At 67.8% G+C, this 14681-nt stretch carries 16 protein-coding genes; 10 read left to right on the top strand and 6 right to left on the bottom strand.

Annotation, left to right across the window (positions count from 1 at the left end; translation table 11 throughout):
* Positions 1-78 precede the first annotated feature (78 nt).
* The 5 genes from zigA to SY91_RS24955 are packed head-to-tail and all read left to right on the top strand — an operon-like array spanning position 79 to position 4772.
* Positions 79-1287 carry a zinc metallochaperone GTPase ZigA gene (gene zigA / locus SY91_RS24975; protein WP_023477066.1) on the top strand — a complete coding sequence of 403 codons (1209 nt, stop codon included), beginning with the start codon at positions 79-81 and terminating at the stop codon, positions 1285-1287.
* A gap of 58 nt (positions 1288-1345) precedes the next feature.
* Positions 1346-2266 (top strand): GTP cyclohydrolase FolE2, encoded by a 921-nt coding sequence (folE2, locus tag SY91_RS24970; RefSeq protein WP_034175130.1) that lies wholly within the window; start codon positions 1346-1348, stop codon positions 2264-2266.
* Positions 2260-2838, top strand: a complete 579-nt coding sequence (locus tag SY91_RS24965) for a 6-pyruvoyl trahydropterin synthase family protein (RefSeq protein WP_023477065.1) — start codon at positions 2260-2262, stop codon at positions 2836-2838. Before folE2 ends, SY91_RS24965 begins: the two co-directional genes overlap by 7 nt.
* Positions 2838-3398 (top strand): carbonate dehydratase, encoded by a 561-nt coding sequence (locus tag SY91_RS24960; RefSeq protein WP_006480468.1) that lies wholly within the window; start codon positions 2838-2840, stop codon positions 3396-3398. Before SY91_RS24965 ends, SY91_RS24960 begins: the two co-directional genes overlap by 1 nt.
* 3 nt (positions 3399-3401) lie before the next feature.
* Positions 3402-4772 (top strand): dihydroorotase, encoded by a 1371-nt coding sequence (locus tag SY91_RS24955; protein WP_006480469.1) that lies wholly within the window; start codon positions 3402-3404, stop codon positions 4770-4772.
* On the opposite strand, the gene SY91_RS24950 is transcribed toward SY91_RS24955, so the two are convergent.
* Positions 4769-5233 carry an Lrp/AsnC family transcriptional regulator gene (locus SY91_RS24950; protein WP_006480470.1) on the bottom strand — a complete coding sequence of 155 codons (465 nt, stop codon included), beginning with the start codon at positions 5231-5233 and terminating at the stop codon, positions 4769-4771. The genes SY91_RS24955 and SY91_RS24950 overlap by 4 nt on opposite strands.
* Positions 5234-5401: 168 nt before the next feature.
* On the opposite strand from SY91_RS24950, the gene SY91_RS24945 reads away from it, so the two are divergent.
* Entirely contained in the window at positions 5402-6028 is a 627-nt protein-coding gene (locus SY91_RS24945; RefSeq protein ID WP_023477064.1) for a LysE family translocator, read from the top strand.
* 32 nt (positions 6029-6060) lie between these two features.
* On the opposite strand, the gene SY91_RS24940 is transcribed toward SY91_RS24945, so the two are convergent.
* Positions 6061-6909 carry a helix-turn-helix domain-containing protein gene (locus SY91_RS24940; RefSeq protein ID WP_023477063.1) on the bottom strand — a complete coding sequence of 283 codons (849 nt, stop codon included), beginning with the start codon at positions 6907-6909 and terminating at the stop codon, positions 6061-6063.
* A gap of 194 nt (positions 6910-7103) precedes the next feature.
* On the opposite strand from SY91_RS24940, the gene SY91_RS24935 reads away from it, so the two are divergent.
* Both SY91_RS24935 and SY91_RS24930 read left to right on the top strand, forming a co-directional pair.
* The gene (locus SY91_RS24935; protein ID WP_043888101.1) at positions 7104-8066 is read left to right on the top strand and encodes a DUF2167 domain-containing protein; all 963 of its coding nucleotides are present in this window, start codon (positions 7104-7106) and stop codon (positions 8064-8066) included.
* Positions 8063-8788 (top strand): site-2 protease family protein, encoded by a 726-nt coding sequence (locus tag SY91_RS24930; protein WP_006480476.1) that lies wholly within the window; start codon positions 8063-8065, stop codon positions 8786-8788. Before SY91_RS24935 ends, SY91_RS24930 begins: the two co-directional genes overlap by 4 nt.
* Positions 8789-8853: 65 nt before the next feature.
* On the opposite strand, the gene SY91_RS24925 is transcribed toward SY91_RS24930, so the two are convergent.
* On the bottom strand, positions 8854-10245 hold the full coding sequence (locus SY91_RS24925; RefSeq protein ID WP_006480477.1) for an MFS transporter: 1392 nt from the start codon (positions 10243-10245) through the stop codon (positions 8854-8856).
* A gap of 247 nt (positions 10246-10492) precedes the next feature.
* Between SY91_RS24925 and SY91_RS24920 the strand changes: the two genes are divergently transcribed.
* Complete coding sequence (locus tag SY91_RS24920; RefSeq protein ID WP_023477060.1) at positions 10493-12070, top strand: aldehyde dehydrogenase (NADP(+)); 1578 nt, start codon at positions 10493-10495, stop codon at positions 12068-12070.
* 127 nt (positions 12071-12197) lie between these two features.
* Here SY91_RS24920 and SY91_RS24915 read toward each other — a convergent pair whose 3' ends face one another.
* Entirely contained in the window at positions 12198-12569 is a 372-nt protein-coding gene (locus tag SY91_RS24915) for a type II toxin-antitoxin system VapC family toxin (protein ID WP_023477059.1), read from the bottom strand.
* Positions 12566-12763, bottom strand: coding sequence for a type II toxin-antitoxin system VapB family antitoxin (locus tag SY91_RS24910; RefSeq protein ID WP_023477058.1), 198 nt, complete (start codon positions 12761-12763; stop codon positions 12566-12568). The genes SY91_RS24915 and SY91_RS24910 overlap by 4 nt, the downstream gene beginning before the upstream one ends.
* A 185-nt stretch (positions 12764-12948) precedes the next feature.
* Here SY91_RS24910 and SY91_RS24905 point away from each other — a divergent pair, with 185 nt between their 5' ends.
* Positions 12949-13503: a hypothetical protein gene (locus SY91_RS24905; RefSeq protein ID WP_023477057.1), complete on the top strand. Its 555-nt coding sequence runs from the start codon at positions 12949-12951 to the stop codon at positions 13501-13503.
* A 116-nt stretch (positions 13504-13619) separates the two neighbouring features.
* Here SY91_RS24905 and kdgD read toward each other — a convergent pair whose 3' ends face one another.
* Entirely contained in the window at positions 13620-14534 is a 915-nt protein-coding gene (kdgD, locus tag SY91_RS24900) for a 5-dehydro-4-deoxyglucarate dehydratase (RefSeq protein WP_006480481.1), read from the bottom strand.
* Between the last annotated feature and the right edge of the window lie 147 nt (positions 14535-14681).

Raw genomic sequence — 14681 nt, 5'->3', positions numbered from 1 at the left:
GACGCCTGGAATGATATGTTATATCGTAGCGATACAATATATCATTTTGTCCTCAACGCCCTCTTCCGGAATCGCCCGATGAACCCCGCCCTTCATCCGTCCACGCGGCTTCCCGTGACCGTCCTGTCCGGCTTTCTCGGCGCCGGCAAGACGACGCTGCTCAACCACATCCTCAACAATCGCGAGGGCCGGCGCGTCGCGGTGATCGTCAACGACATGTCCGAGGTCAACATCGACGCCGCGCTCGTGCGAGACGGGGGCGCGGGGCTGTCCCGCACCGACGAGAAGCTGGTCGAGATGAGCAACGGCTGCATCTGCTGCACGCTGCGCGAGGATCTGCTGATCGAGGTCGACCGGCTCGCACGCGAAGGGCGCTTCGATCAGCTCGTGATCGAATCGACCGGCATCTCGGAGCCGCTGCCGGTGGCCGAGACATTCACGTTCGAAGGCGAGGACGGTCGCAGCCTCGGCGAAGTCGCGCGGCTCGACACGATGGTGACGGTGGTCGACGCGTTCAATTTCCTGCGCGATTACGCGTCGCGCGACAGCCTGCAAGCGCGCGGCGAATCGATGGGCGACGAGGACGCCCGCACGGTCGTCGATCTGCTGATCGACCAGATCGAGTTTTGCGACGTGCTCGTGATCAACAAGATCGACCTGATCGACGCCAGCGCGCGAGAGCGGCTGATCGCACTGCTGCGCGGGCTGAACCCGCGCGCGCGGATCGAGATCGCCGAATTCGGCAAGGTGCCGCTGGAACGTGTGCTCGACACCGGCCTGTTCGATTTCGATGAGGCGTCGCGCGCGCCGGGCTGGTTGCAGGAGCTGCGCGGCACGCACACGCCGGAGACCGACGAGTACGGAATCCGCAGCTTCGTCTATCGCGCGCGGCGGCCCTTTCATCCGCAGCGCTTCTTCGATCTGGTGGAGAGCGAATGGCCGGGCGTCGTCCGCTCGAAGGGGTTCTTCTGGCTGGCCACGCATCCGACCGTCGCCGGTTCGTGGTCGCAGGCCGGCGCGGTCGCGCGGCACGGGCCGGCCGGCCACTGGTGGGCGGCCGTGCCGCCCGAGCGCTGGCCGCGGGACGCCGAAGCCGTCGCGCAGATCCGCGCGCGCTGGGACGAGCACGTCGGCGACGCCCGGCAGGAGCTCGTGCTGATCGGCATGGACATGGACGAGCCCGCGCTGCGCGCGCGCTTCGACGCGTGTCTGCTGACCGACGCCGAGATGGCCGCCGGCCCCGAACACTGGACCACGTGGGACAACCCGTTTCGCGACTGGGCCTGACCTGAACGCGCTGCCTGCATCGATCCGGATGGAGAAGGCGCTCCACCGGATTTCAAGCATGAATGCAGCGCTTCCCGATATTTCCCTGACCGACGCCGCGCCGGGCCGCCGCCCGCTCGAATGGGTCGGCATGCAGGGCATCGACCTGCCCGTCGTCGTGGCGGAGCCCGGCTGCCGGCGCGACGTGCATGCGCGTGCCGACGTGCAGGTCGATCTGCCTGCGCCGCAGGTGAAAGGCATCCACATGTCGCGGCTGTACGGGCTGCTGGACGGGCTCGCCGACGGCGAAGCGCTGTCGCCGGCCGGCTTGCAGCGCATGCTGCGCGCAATGGTCGACAGCCACCGCGACTGCGCGACGCGCAGCGCGCGCGTGCGGCTGCGCTTCGACCTGCTGGCCCGCCGCACGGCGCTCGTGACCGAGGGGCTGGCCGGCTGGAAGGCCTATCCGGTGCGTCTCGATGCGACGCTGGCCGGCGATGCGTTCGCGCTGCGCGCGCAGGTGACGGTCGTCTATTCGTCGACGTGCCCGTGCTCGGCCGCGCTGTCGCGGCACTGGATCGAACAGGCATTCCTGACGGCATTCGGGCATGAGGCTCGCGTGGAGCCGGCGGCGGTCGCCGCCTGGTTGAAACGGCATGCGACGGCCGCCACGCCGCACAGCCAGCGCAGCGAGGCCGTCGTCAGCGTGGCGCTGCCTGCCGATGGCGCGACGCTGGGGCTGCTCGACCTGATCGACCGCGTCGAGCAGGCGCTCGGCACGCCGGTGCAGACGGCCGTCAAGCGCGCGGACGAGCAGGCGTTCGCGGTGCTGAACGGCGGCAACCTGATGTTCGTCGAGGATGCGGTGCGGCGCGTGCAGGCCGCGCTCGAAGATCGTCATGCGAGCCCGCGCGTGCGCGTGCGCCATCTCGAAAGCCTGCATCCGCACGATGCGGTGGCATGGGCCGCTCCGCTGCGCCAGGGGGCCGACGCATGCTGATCCGCAAGCTGTTCCGGTTCGAGAATGCGCACGTCGTGCGCGGCTGCAGCACGCGGCGCTGCTCGCATTCGATCCACGGCCATTCATACCGTGTCGAGCTGCTGCTCGAAGCGCATGCGTTCGATCACGGTCAGATGATCTACGACTTCGGGCTGCTCAAGGGTGACGTGCGCGACCTGATCGACGCGTTCGACCACGCGGTGACGCTGTGGTCGGACGACGATCCGCGCTATGTCGAAAGCATGCGCCGGCATTCCGAGCGCTGGGTGATGCTGCCGGTGTCGCCGAGCGCCGAGCAGTTCTCGCGCGTGTTCTTTCGCCTCGTCGATGCGGCGCTGTGCGGTACGCGCATGTCGAACGGCGAAGCCGACGTGCGGCTGCATTCGGTGATCGTTCACGAGACCGAGACCGGCTACGCGCAGTGCTTTCGCGACGATGCATTCAACCCGCGCATGGGCCGCATCGACCTCGACGCGATCGTGTTCGCGCCGGCCATCGTCGCGCAGTGGCGCGATCCCGGCCTGTTCGAGCGGCTCAAGCGCGGCCATACTCTTTCCCGGCAGGAATCCTGATGATCCGAAAGAACCCGCGCGGCGACCTGCCGCACATTCATCCGAATGCGTTCGTCGATCCGACCGCCATCCTGTGCGGGCGCGTGATCGTCGAGGAGAACGTGTTCATCGGCCCGTACGCGGTGATCCGCGCCGACGAAACCGATGCGGACGGCCAGATCGCGCCGATCGTGATCGGTGCGCATTCGAACATCCAGGACGGCGTCGTGATCCATTCGAAATCGGGCGCGAGCGTGACGATCGGCCGGCACACGTCGATCGCGCATCGCGCGATCGTCCACGGGCCGTGCACGGTCGGCGACGGCGTGTTCGTCGGCTTCAACAGCGTACTGTTCAACTGCACGATCGACGACGGCTGCGTGGTGCGCTACAACGCGGTCGTCGACGGCTGCCACCTGCCGCCGGGCTTCCACGTGCGCTCGACCGAACGCATCGGGCCGGAAACCGATCTCGCCGCGCTGCCGCAGGTGACGGCCGACGCGAGCGATTTCTCCGAGGACGTCGCGCGCACGAACAATGCGCTGGTGCTCGGTTACAAGCAGATCCAGAACGAGTTCTGACGCATGGACGCGCGGCTGCGACAGGAAGCGGGCGACCGATCGAAGCTGCGGCACGCCGATCTGCTGGTGCATGGCGGCACGGTGATGACGCCCAACGGTGCCGAGCGGATCGACGTCGCGTGCGCGGGCGGCCGTGTCGTCGCGCTGGGCGCGTTGCATGGCGTGTGGAGCGCCGACGTGCTGCTCGATGCGCGCGGCTTGCACGTGTTGCCGGGTGTGGTCGACAGTCAGGTGCATTTCCGTGAACCGGGGCTCACGCACAAGGAGACCATCGAGGCCGGCACGCGCGGCGCGGTGCTCGGCGGCGTCACGACGATCTTCGAGATGCCCAATACGCATCCGCTGACGCTGGACGAGCAGGATCTGAGCGCGAAGCTCGATCTCGCGCGCGGCCGTGCGTGGTGCGACTACGCGTTCTACATCGGCGGCTCGGCCGTGAATGCCGAACGGCTGCCGGTGCTCGAACGATTACCCGGCTGCGCGGGGGTGAAGGTCTTCATGGGCAGTTCGTTCGGCGATCTGCTGGCCGACGACGAAACCGTGTTGCGCCGGATCCTGCGCAACGGCCGGCGGCGCATGGCCGTGCATGCGGAGGACGAGGCGCGGCTGCGCGAACGCAAGTCGATCGCGGAAGCAAGCGGCGACGTGCGCGACCATCCGCGCTGGCGCGACGCACAAAGCGCGCTGGCCGCGACGCGGCGCATCGTCGGGCTGGCTGCCGAGACAGGCCGCCGGCTGCATGTGCTGCACGTATCCACGGCGGACGAAATGGCGTTGCTCGCACGGCACCGGCGGCGCGTGACGGTCGAGGTCACGCCGCATCACCTGAGCTTGCACGCGCCGGATTGCTACGAGCGGCTCGGCACGTTCGCGCAGATGAATCCGCCCGTGCGCGAACGGCATCATCGGGACGCGCTGTGGCAGGCCGTCCGCGATGGCGTGGTCGACGTGATCGGCAGCGATCATGCGCCGCATACGCGCGACGAAAAGCGCCGCCCGTATCCGCAGTCGCCGAGCGGGATGACCGGCGTGCAGACGCTGCTGCCGCTGATGCTCGATCACGTGCAGGCCGGCCGTTTGAGCATCGAACGGCTGGTCGACCTGACCAGCGCCGGGCCGGCGCGCGTTTTCGGCATCGAAGGGAAGGGACGCATTGCGGCGGGCTACGACGCCGATTTCAGCATCGTCGACCTGCGCGCGCGGCGGATCATTCGCGACGAATGGATCGCGAGCGTGAGCGGGTGGACGCCGTACGACGGCTGTGCGGTCACGGGGTGGCCCGTGCATACGGTCGTGCGCGGGCAGGTCGTCGTGCGCGACGAGGCGCTGAACGGACAACCGGCCGGGGAGGCCGTGACGTTTCTCGACCCCTAGATCGGCAGCCGCACCGTCTGCTTGATGCGCTTCAGCGGGATCTCGGTTTCGATGTTGCGCACGCCTTCGATCTGCGTGAGCGTTTCCATCTGAAAGCGCTGATAGTCGTCGAGATCCTTTGCGATCACGCGCAGCAGATAGTCGTAGCTGCCGGCCATCAGATGGCATTCGAGCACTTCGGGCGCGTGTTCCATCTCGCGCGCGAAGCGTTCGACCGTCGTCTTGTCCTGGCGCTCCAGCGTGACGCGCACGAATGCCGTGAAGCGCAGCTCGACGGCTGCAGGGTTCAGCAACGCGACGTACGCGTCGATCACGCCCTGTTCCTCGAGCAGGTGAACGCGGCGCAGGCACGGCGTGGGCGACAGTCCGGCCTGTTGCGCGATGTCGGCGTTCGTCTGGTTCGAATTCTGCTGCAACGCACGCAGAATGCGTCGATCGATTGCATCCAGTTTGATTGGCATTTTTAGCTATAGATGAAGTTGATGTTGGAGAATAACTCCAAATCGGACTTCAAAAATAGCCGGGTTTGCATCCAATCTCCACGGGAAGTTGCCGATAATCTGACGACTGCCCGGCCCCTCGAAAACGCGCGATTCGCGCCCGCCGCGGCCCCCTTCAGGAGCTTCCCGATGTCGCACGTCGCCTGGCTGCCGTTCATGGCCACCTCCCTTCTGATCATACTGACGCCCGGCCAGGACATGGTCCTCGTGATGTCGCGCACGCTGTCTGGCGGCACGCGCGCGGGCCTCGTGACCGCCGCGGGTGTCAGCGTCGGGCTGCTCGTGCATACGATGCTCGCGACGCTCGGGCTGGGTGCGCTGCTTCAGGCTTCCGAATGGCTGTTCACGGCGCTGAAGGTGGTGGGCGCGCTGTACCTGCTGTACCTCGGCATCACGCTGTTGCGCTCGACGGGCGAATTGACGCTGGCGGGCAATGGCAATGCGCCGGCATCGCGGCTGCGGACGTTCGCGCAAGGCGCGCTGTCCAATGTATCCAATCCGAAGGTCGCGCTTTTCTACCTGGCGTTTCTGCCGCAATTCGTTCCGGCCGGCGCCCCGCACCCGATGCTGTCGCTGTTCGTGCTGGGCGCGACGTTTGCGGGGCTGACGTTTCTCGTCAAGGGGCCGGTCGCGCTGTTCGCGGGCCTGCTGTCGGCATCGATCCGCCGCAACCCGCGCATCCTGACGCGCATGCATCGCGTCAGCGGGGTGGTCTTGCTCGCGCTGGGCGTGAAGCTGGCGCTCGAACGCCGCTGAGCGCGGCCACGGCCCCGCCACGCCTGCCGGCGTTACGCCACCGGCAACCCGTCCGCCAGCACCCGCATCGCCTCCACCGTTTCCGGATTCGCCGGAAAGAACGCCTCGATCGCGAGTTCCGACAGCGTCACGTCGACCGGCGTGCCGAATACCGTCGTCGTACTGAAGAACGTCAGCTCGCCGCTCGCCGTGCGCAGCCGCAGCGGCACGGCGATGTCCGCGAAATCGGTGCGCGTGTGCGAATCGTCGGGCTGCCCGGCCGGCGCCGGATACGCGGCGAGTTCGTCGCGCAGCGCATGCAGCGTGTGGTCGCCGCTCGCATCGATCTGCCGCTGCAACCGATGCAGGATGTGCGCGCGCCACTCATGCCAGTTGACGATCTGCGACGCGAGACCGTCCGGATGCAGGCTCAGCCGCAGCACGTTGACGGGCGGCTGCAGCAGCGTCGGATCGGCCTGCGCGACCAGCGCGCCGAGCATCCGGTTCGCCGCGAGCAGCGTCCAGTGGCGGTCCACCGCGAGCGCCGGATAAGGCTCGTGCCCGCGCAACACGGCTTCGACCGCATGACGCGCGGCATCCAGTTGCGGGTCCGAAAACGGCCGTTCGCGAAACAGCGGCGCGAAGCCGGCCGCGACGAGCAGCGCATTGCGTTCGCGCAGCGGCACGTCGAGGCGTTCGGCGAGATGCAGCACCATCTCGCGGCTCGGCTGCGCACGGCCCGACTCGACGAAGCTCAGGTGGCGCGCGGACACATCCGCGTCGAGCGCGAGCGCCATCTGGCTCAGGCGCCGGCGTTGCCGCCACGTGCGCAGCAGCGGGCCGATGCCGGACGCGCGGCCGGCGGACGGGGAAGGCGAATGGAGGGCGGCGGTCGAGTTCATGGGGAGATGATAGGCAATCCCGCGCCGCTTCGGCATTACCTGCGAGGTAAGCGCCGCGCACCGCCCGGGCGTGCGCAGCCGCTGCGTTACCATAGCCCCCGTGCCACCTGAGAGGCAGCGCCGGACCCGCGGCCACGATGCCGGGGCCGGACGTCGCGCACATCGACAACAAGGCATTCCAGGGGAATCCAACAATGAAAAAACTTGCCGTCCGGCTCGCCTGCGTGGCGACGCTCGCATTCGCCGCGACCAGCGGCCACGCGCAGACCGAAGCTGCGCAGGTGGAAATGAGGGCCGCCGCCGCGGCCGCCAACGAAGCGGTCGTGAAAGGCCCGACCGACATCGACGTCAAACACGAAGCCGTGCTGAAGCTGAAGGCCGGCGAGTCGTTCGTGCCGGCGGCCGAAGCCGGCCGCTACCTGCGCTCGATGGGCAACTCGATCGACGAATCGAAGCTGGTCGGCCTCGTGCTGCCCGACGATCCCGACGCCGACTGGCTCTCGGTCGTGTCGTTCGAGCCGAGCGGCTACATCCGCGACGACGATGCGAAGGACTGGAAGCCCGACGAACTGCTGAAAAGCCTGCAGGCCGGCACCGAGGAAAACAACCCGGCGCGCAAGGAGCGCGGCCTGCCCGAAACCGAGGTGGTCGGCTGGGCGAAGGCGCCCGCGTACGACGCGGCCACGCACCGGCTCGTGTGGTCGGCGATCATCCGCGACAAGGGCGCGGCGCCGAATGCCGCGAACGACGGCGTGAACTACCGGACGCTCGTGCTCGGCCGCGACGGCTACCTGTCGCTGACGATGGCGTCGACGCTCGCCGACCTGCCGAAGTACCGGCCCTCGGCCGACGCGCTGCTGTCGAACATCCGCTTCAACGACGGCAAGCGCTATGCCGACTTCAACCAGTCGACCGACCACGTCGCCGAGTATGGGCTCGCGGCGCTGATCGTCGGCGTCGGCGCGAAAAAGCTCGGCCTGCTCGCGCTGATCGGCGCGTTCGCGGTGAAGTTCTTCAAGATCGGCGCGGTCGCGCTGCTGGCCGGCGGCGCGGCGCTCAAGCGTATCTTCGGGCGCAAGCCGAAGGCGGCCGCGGCGCCGGCCGTCGCCGATGCAACCGCTGCATCCGACGCAGCCGCCACGGAGCGCAAGGAATGACGAAGCTGTTGCTGCTGATCTTCGGCGGCCTGAAGCTCGGCAAGGTGCTCGTCTCGGCCGGCACGATGCTCGCGTCGATCGCGGTCTATGCGCTGTTCTATGGCTGGCGCTTCGCGGCCGGTTTCGTCGCGTTGCTGCTGGTGCACGAAGCCGGCCACTACGTCGCCGCGCAGCGGCGCGGGCTCGACGTCGGGCTGCCGACCTTCATCCCGTTCGTCGGCGCGTGGATCCAGTTGAAGGAGATGCCGCACGACGCGGAAACGGAGGCCTACGTCGGCCTTGCCGGGCCGTTCGTCGGCACCCTCGGCGCGCTGGCCTGCTACGCGGCCGCGCGCCACACCGACAGCAACCTGCTGCTCGCGCTGTCGTACACGGGCTTCTTCCTGAATCTCTTCAACATGATTCCGCTGTCGCCGTTCGACGGCGGCCGGATCACCGCGGTGCTGTCGCCGCGCATCTGGTTCGCGGGCGTGCCGGTGCTGATCGCGCTGTTCGTGTATCGGCCGAGCCCGCTGCTGATCGTGATGGCGATCCTCGCGCTGCCGCAGCTGAAGCGCGCGTGGCGCTACGATCCCGACGCGCCGGAGAACCGCGTGTACTACGCGACGTCGATCGAGACGAAGACGACCTACGCGCTTTGCTACGTCGGTCTGCTCGCGTTCCTCGCGTTGATGACGTCCGGCGTGCACGACATGCTGCGCGCCGTGCACGCGTCGACCTGACGTCGCTCCGATGTAAAAAACGGCGGCCGCGCATGAAGCGGCCGCCGTTTTTCAAAGGTCGAACGTCACGCGTCGCGATGACGCAACTCGACGCGCTTGATGTCCTTCACGATCACGAGATAGCTGAACACGGTGACGAGCGCGTTCAGCCCGACGAACACCAGCGCGCCGTTGAACGAGCCGCTCGCGCCGACGAGGTAGCCGATCGCGATCGGCGCGACGATGCCCGCCGTGTTGCCGAACATGTTGAACAGGCTGCCCGACAGGCCGATCGCTTCCTTCGGCGCGGTATCCGCGACGACGGCCCAGCCCAGCGAGCCGATCCCCTTGCCGAAGAACGACACGGCCATCAGCATGATGACCAGCGCTTCGCTGTCGACGTAGTTGCAGCCGATGATGACCATCGACAGCAGCATCCCGCCGACGATCGGGATCTTGCGTGCGAGCGTCAGCGAGACGCCGCGGCGGATCAGCGCGTCCGACAGCATCCCGCCGAGCACGCCGCCTAGGAACCCGCAGATCGCCGGCAGCGACGTCATGAAGCCGGCCTTCAGCAGCGACATTCCGCGCGCCTGCACGAGATAGATCGGAAACCACGTGAGGAAGAAGTACGTGAGCACGTTCACGCAGTACTGGCCGAGGTACACGCCGATCAGCATGCGGTTCGACAGCAACTGGCGCACGTAGTACCAGCCCGCCACGCGGCTGCCTTCGGCAGCGCTGCTGCTACCGCGCGCGCCGGTCGCGCCGCCCGTCGACCGCACGAGGCCACCACCCTGCTCGATATGGTCGAGTTCCGCGCGGTTCACGGCCGGATGGTCGGCCGGGTCCTTCACGACGCGCAGCCACAGGAACGCGAGCGCGATGCCGGCCAGGCCGAGCCACAGGTACACCTGGTGCCAGCCGTACGCGTGCGTGAGCCAGGCCATCAGCGGCGAGAACACCACGGCCGCGAAGTACTGCGCGGCGTTGAAGATCGCCGACGCGGTGCCGCGTTCGGCGGTCGGGAACCAGCTCGCGACGACCTTCGCGTTCGCCGGAAACGCCGGCGCCTCCGCGATGCCGACCGCGAAGCGCATCGCGAACAGCGCGGCGACCGCGAACGCGGCGCTGCCGCCGAGGCCGATCGTGCTCTGCAGCAGCGTGAACGCCGACCACAGGAAGATGCTCGCCGCATACACGCGCCGCGCGCCGAAGCGGTCGAGCAGCCAGCCGCTCGGCAGTTGCGCGAGCACGTACGCCCAGCTGAACGCCGAGAAGATGTAGCCCATCGTCACCGGATCGATGCCGAACGCCTTGCGGATCGGCGTGCCGGTGATCGACAGCGTGGCGCGGTCCGCATAGTTGAGCGTCGTGACGACGAACAGCATCGCCAGGATCCAGTAGCGCACGGCGGTTCGGCGCGCGGTGCGCGCCAGGTCGAGCGGAAGATCGCGAGGGGAGGTCTGATTGCTCACTTTAAATGTACGTCGTCGTATGACATGGAAGAAAGTTTATTGAGAATGCTCGAATTCAGAAACCTCGGGTTTTCCCTTTGGGATCTTCGTCACAATGTGGGAAGGTCGCGATTTGCTGGCCGGGTAAGGCTTTCGGCGGTATCGTCGGCGCCTTCGCACGCGGCGAGAATACGTCGCTAACGTCGGCAGACATCGTATCTGTTGAGCTACAATGAGCAATCCATTCCCGAACCACGGAGCACACCCCATGCAACTGACAGGAGAGATGCTGATCGGCGCCGAAGCGGTGGCCGGCTCGGCCGGAACCTTGTACGCGTTCGATCCGGCGAAGGGCGCGCCGATCGAGGCGCCGGCGTTCGGCGTCGCGACGCAGGCCGACGTCGACCGCGCGTGCGAACTCGCACGCGACGCGTTCGATGCGTACCGCACGCAGCCGCTCGCGGCCCGTGCGGCGTTTCTCGAAGCGATCGCCGATGAAATCGTCGCGCTCGGCGATGCGCTGATCGAGCGCGCGCATGCCGAAACGGGCTTGCCGGTCGCACGGCTGCAAGGCGAGCGCGGCCGCACCGTCGGCCAGCTCCGGCTGTTCGCACGCGTCGTGCGCGACGGGCGTTTCCTCGCCGCGTCGATCGATCCCGCGCAGCCGGCACGCACGCCGCTGCCGCGCTCGGACCTGCGGCTGCAGAAAATCGCGCTCGGGCCCGTCGCCGTGTTCGGCGCGAGCAATTTCCCGCTCGCGTTCTCGGTGGCCGGTGGCGATACCGCGTCGGCGCTCGCGGCCGGCTGCCCGGTGATCGTGAAGGCCCACGAAGCGCACCTCGGCACGTCCGAGCTGGTCGGCCGCGCGATCCGCGCCGCCGTCGCGAAAACCGGCATGCCGGCCGGCGTGTTCTCGCTGCTGGTCGGCCCCGGCCGCGTGATCGGCGCCGCGCTGGTCAGCCATCCGGCGATCCAGGCCGTCGGTTTCACCGGTTCGCGGCAGGGCGGGATGGCGCTCGTGCAGCTCGCGAACGCGCGCCCGCAGCCGATTCCCGTCTATGCGGAAATGAGCAGCATCAACCCGGTCGTGCTGTTCCCGGCCGCGCTGGCCGCGCGCGGCGACGCGATCGCGACGGGCTTCGTCGATTCGCTGACGCTCGGTGTCGGCCAGTTCTGTACCAATCCGGGCCTCGTGCTCGCGATCGACGGCCCCGATCTCGACCGCTTCGAGACGGTCGCCGCGCAGGCGCTCGCGAAGAAGCCGGCCGGCGTGATGCTCACGCGCGGCATCGCCGATGCGTACCGTAACGGTCGCGGCAAGCTGGCCGAACTGCCGGGCGTGCGCGAAATCGGCGCGGGCGAGGCGGCACAGACCGACTGCCAGGCGGGCGGCGCGCTATACGAAGTCGGTGCGCAGGCGTTCCTGGGCGAGCCGGCGTTCAGCCACGAAGTGTTCGGGCCGGCGTCGCTGATCGTGCGCTGCCGCGATCTCGACGAAGTCGCGCGCGTGCTCGACGCGCTCGAAGGCCAGTTGACGGCCACGCTGCAGATGGATGCCGACGACAAGCCGCTCGCGCGCCGGTTGCTGCCGGTCCTCGAGCGCAAGGCCGGGCGCCTGCTGGTCAACGGTTACCCGACCGGCGTCGAGGTGTGCGATGCGATGGTGCACGGCGGGCCGTTCCCCGCGACGTCGAACCCGGCCGTCACGTCGGTCGGCGCGACCGCGATCGAGCGTTTCCTGCGGCCGGTGTGCTATCAGGACTTCCCGGACGACCTGCTGCCCGAAGGGCTGCGGGAAGGCAATCCGCTCGCGATTCCGCGGCTGCGGGACGGCAAGGCGGAGTGACGGGGCGTAACCGGTGAAGGCAGCGTCCCGGGAGGGATGCTTCCCGGCACGTTGGAATACGGCGGCGGGGCCCACGGGCCTCGCCGCTTTTTTATTCAGCGCGGGCTTTCGTGCCGGTTTCGCTCGGTCAGTGAGCGGGGCGGGCGACGAGTTGGAGGCGCTCCGCTGCCGCCAGCAGGCGCCGGTCGCGCGTCCATAGCCTGCTGTCGCTGGTCAGTCTGGCCGACGCAAGCAGGTGGGCATCGACGTAGCCGATGCCCAGCCCGTGAAGCGGTACGGCATCGATCATGCGCTGGACTTCGTCGTCGGTGGCAAGGGTTGCAGCTGGAAGGTCGCGCAGCGCATCTAGCACGGTCTCGCGATTGTGCATGCTGCCGAGCGCAAGCTCGCCGACGATGAACGGATGGATCAATACTCGCTCCGCTTCCAGCAATGCGGTGAGCGTCGCGTCGCCGGCTCGCAAGTGATCGATCCAGACGGACGTGTCGACAAGGATCATGCGAGCTCCGACGGGCGGCGTGGGACCGATTCAAGATCAGGCTCGGTGCCGCCGAGGCGGGCGAGTCGTCGCGCACTTTCGCGGGCGATCAATGCGCGCAGCGCTTCCCTCACGAGCGCCGATTTTTCGGTGACGCCGGTCAATTGCTGCGCTTTGGCGAGCAGTGCGTCGTCGAGGGACAAGGTGGTGCGCATGGGCGGCTCCCGGGAAAATCGATGCATCAATTATCGCATCAAACGGTGCTCATTTTGATGCGATGCCGTGGCGGGGTCACCTCGCCTTTCCTGTTGCCCCCGTTTCTCCTACAGTAGCGAAGCCTCGGACCGTCAGGTCCGCGGGCGAGCCTGAGAGACGCACAAGACCAACAAGGAACCATCCGATGAATATCAGCAAGCGTGGCGACCACCTGTTCGCGGCCGGGTTGTGGAAAGCGATCGGCGACGTCGCGAAATCGGTCCGTACCCAGATCGGCGAAACCAGCGAAGGGCGCGTGCTGGCCGATGCGCTGTTCGCGCTGCAGCGCGAGCTCGGCGGCAGCGAATTCGACGTGACGATCAACCAGGGGCGGCCCGTCGCGGGCTCCGATCCGCATTCGGTGATCTTCGGCAGGGCCGTCGAGCGCTTCAAGCAAGACATGGAGGCGGTGGTGTTCGCGCTGAAGCACCGCCGCAGCATCGACGGGCCGAACGGCGCGCAGCGCGCCGACGCGCTCACGCAGGCCAACACGCATCTCGCGACGGCGAAGCAGTACGCGATGTTCACGGTCGGGCGTTTCTTCGATGCGGTCGTCGATCGCGACGTGCTGGAACAGATCGTGGGCGCCGAGTCACCGGCGCGCGGCCGGCCGCTCGCGGCGCGCAAGGGGATCGACGAGACGCAGCGCACGCTCACCGGTGTGCGCCAGCGGATCATCGGCGCGATCGCGCAGATGTAATGCGATGGCCGCGCCGGCTCGTCGAGCCGCGCGGCCATCGCGTGAGACGGATACGGAGGGGTGCGGGAGCCGGCGCGCCGTGCCGGTGAAGGCCCCGCGCCGCCGGCAAACTCCGCTTACTGCGGGCCCATCTTCCTGATCAGCACGTCGAGCTCGGCCACTTCTTCGTCGGTCAGGTCGACGAGCGGTGCGCGCACCGGGCCCGCGTCGTGGCCGACGAGCTTCGCGCCCGCCTTCACGATGCTGACCGCGTAGCCCGCGCGGCGATTGCGGATCTTCAGGTACGGCAGGAAGAACTCGTCGATCAGGCGGCCGACCGTCGCGTGGTCGTCCTTCGCGATCGCTTCGTAGAACGCCATCGCCGTCTTCGGGATGAAGTTGAACACCGCCGACGAATACACCGGCACGCCGAGCGCCTTGTACGCGGCGGCATAGACTTCGGCCGTCGGCAGGCCGCCGAGGTACGCGAAGCGATCGCCGAGGCGGCGGCGGATCGTGACCATGCTCTCGATTTCGCCGACGCCGTCCTTGAAACCGATCAGGTTCGGGCAACGGTCGGCAAGGCGCTCCAGCATGTCCGCATTCAGCTTCGAATTCGCGCGGTTGTACACCACGACGCCGATCTTCAGCGCGCGGCAGACTTGCTCGACGTGGTCGGCGATCCCTTCCTGGCTCGCTTCGGTCAGGTAGTGCGGCATCAGCAGCACGCCGCTCGCGCCGAGGCGCTCGGCTTCCTGCGCATATTCGATCGCGACGCGCGTCGCGCCGCCCGCGCCGGCGAGGATCGGCACCTTGCCCTTGCAGGTTTCCGTCGCGACGCGGATCACGTCCGAGTACTCGCGTTGCGTGAGCGAGAAGAATTCGCCGGTGCCGCCGGCCGCGAACAGCGCGCTCGCGCCATACGGGGCCAGCCATTCCAGACGCTCGGCATAGGTGCTCGGGCGGAAGCTGCCGTCGGCGTCGAAATCCGTCAGCGGAAACGACAGCAGGCCGTGGGAGATGATCTGTTTGAGTTCTTGCGGTGAAGTCATGGTTGGGGTCGTCCGTCTAGCGCGAGTGCTGGTTCGTCGGGAACGGCATACGAGCCGAATTGGCGATGTCGTTGTATGTCATCGTACAACGCAAGAAAGAGTGGTGCAAGCGGTTTGCTGGCGGGTCAAGGGTAGGGTCTTTCCGGA

Source organism: Burkholderia cenocepacia (assembly GCF_014211915.1).
Lineage (GTDB): Bacteria > Pseudomonadota > Gammaproteobacteria > Burkholderiales > Burkholderiaceae > Burkholderia > Burkholderia orbicola.
This window is presented reverse-complemented; position numbering and strand designations above follow the sequence as displayed.

Coding starts and splice junctions, on each gene's coding strand:
- zigA (WP_023477066.1), top strand. CDS start 79: ATGAACCCCGCCCTTCATCCGTCCACGCGGCTTCCCGTGACCGTCCTG.
- folE2 (WP_034175130.1), top strand. CDS start 1,346: ATGAATGCAGCGCTTCCCGATATTTCCCTGACCGACGCCGCGCCGGGC.
- SY91_RS24965 (WP_023477065.1), top strand. CDS start 2,260: ATGCTGATCCGCAAGCTGTTCCGGTTCGAGAATGCGCACGTCGTGCGC.
- SY91_RS24960 (WP_006480468.1), top strand. CDS start 2,838: ATGATCCGAAAGAACCCGCGCGGCGACCTGCCGCACATTCATCCGAAT.
- SY91_RS24955 (WP_006480469.1), top strand. CDS start 3,402: ATGGACGCGCGGCTGCGACAGGAAGCGGGCGACCGATCGAAGCTGCGG.
- SY91_RS24950 (WP_006480470.1), bottom strand. CDS start 5,233: ATGCCAATCAAACTGGATGCAATCGATCGACGCATTCTGCGTGCGTTG.
- SY91_RS24945 (WP_023477064.1), top strand. CDS start 5,402: ATGTCGCACGTCGCCTGGCTGCCGTTCATGGCCACCTCCCTTCTGATC.
- SY91_RS24940 (WP_023477063.1), bottom strand. CDS start 6,909: ATGAACTCGACCGCCGCCCTCCATTCGCCTTCCCCGTCCGCCGGCCGC.
- SY91_RS24935 (WP_043888101.1), top strand. CDS start 7,104: ATGAAAAAACTTGCCGTCCGGCTCGCCTGCGTGGCGACGCTCGCATTC.
- SY91_RS24930 (WP_006480476.1), top strand. CDS start 8,063: ATGACGAAGCTGTTGCTGCTGATCTTCGGCGGCCTGAAGCTCGGCAAG.
- SY91_RS24920 (WP_023477060.1), top strand. CDS start 10,493: ATGCAACTGACAGGAGAGATGCTGATCGGCGCCGAAGCGGTGGCCGGC.
- SY91_RS24915 (WP_023477059.1), bottom strand. CDS start 12,569: ATGATCCTTGTCGACACGTCCGTCTGGATCGATCACTTGCGAGCCGGC.
- SY91_RS24910 (WP_023477058.1), bottom strand. CDS start 12,763: ATGCGCACCACCTTGTCCCTCGACGACGCACTGCTCGCCAAAGCGCAG.
- SY91_RS24905 (WP_023477057.1), top strand. CDS start 12,949: ATGAATATCAGCAAGCGTGGCGACCACCTGTTCGCGGCCGGGTTGTGG.
- kdgD (WP_006480481.1), bottom strand. CDS start 14,534: ATGACTTCACCGCAAGAACTCAAACAGATCATCTCCCACGGCCTGCTG.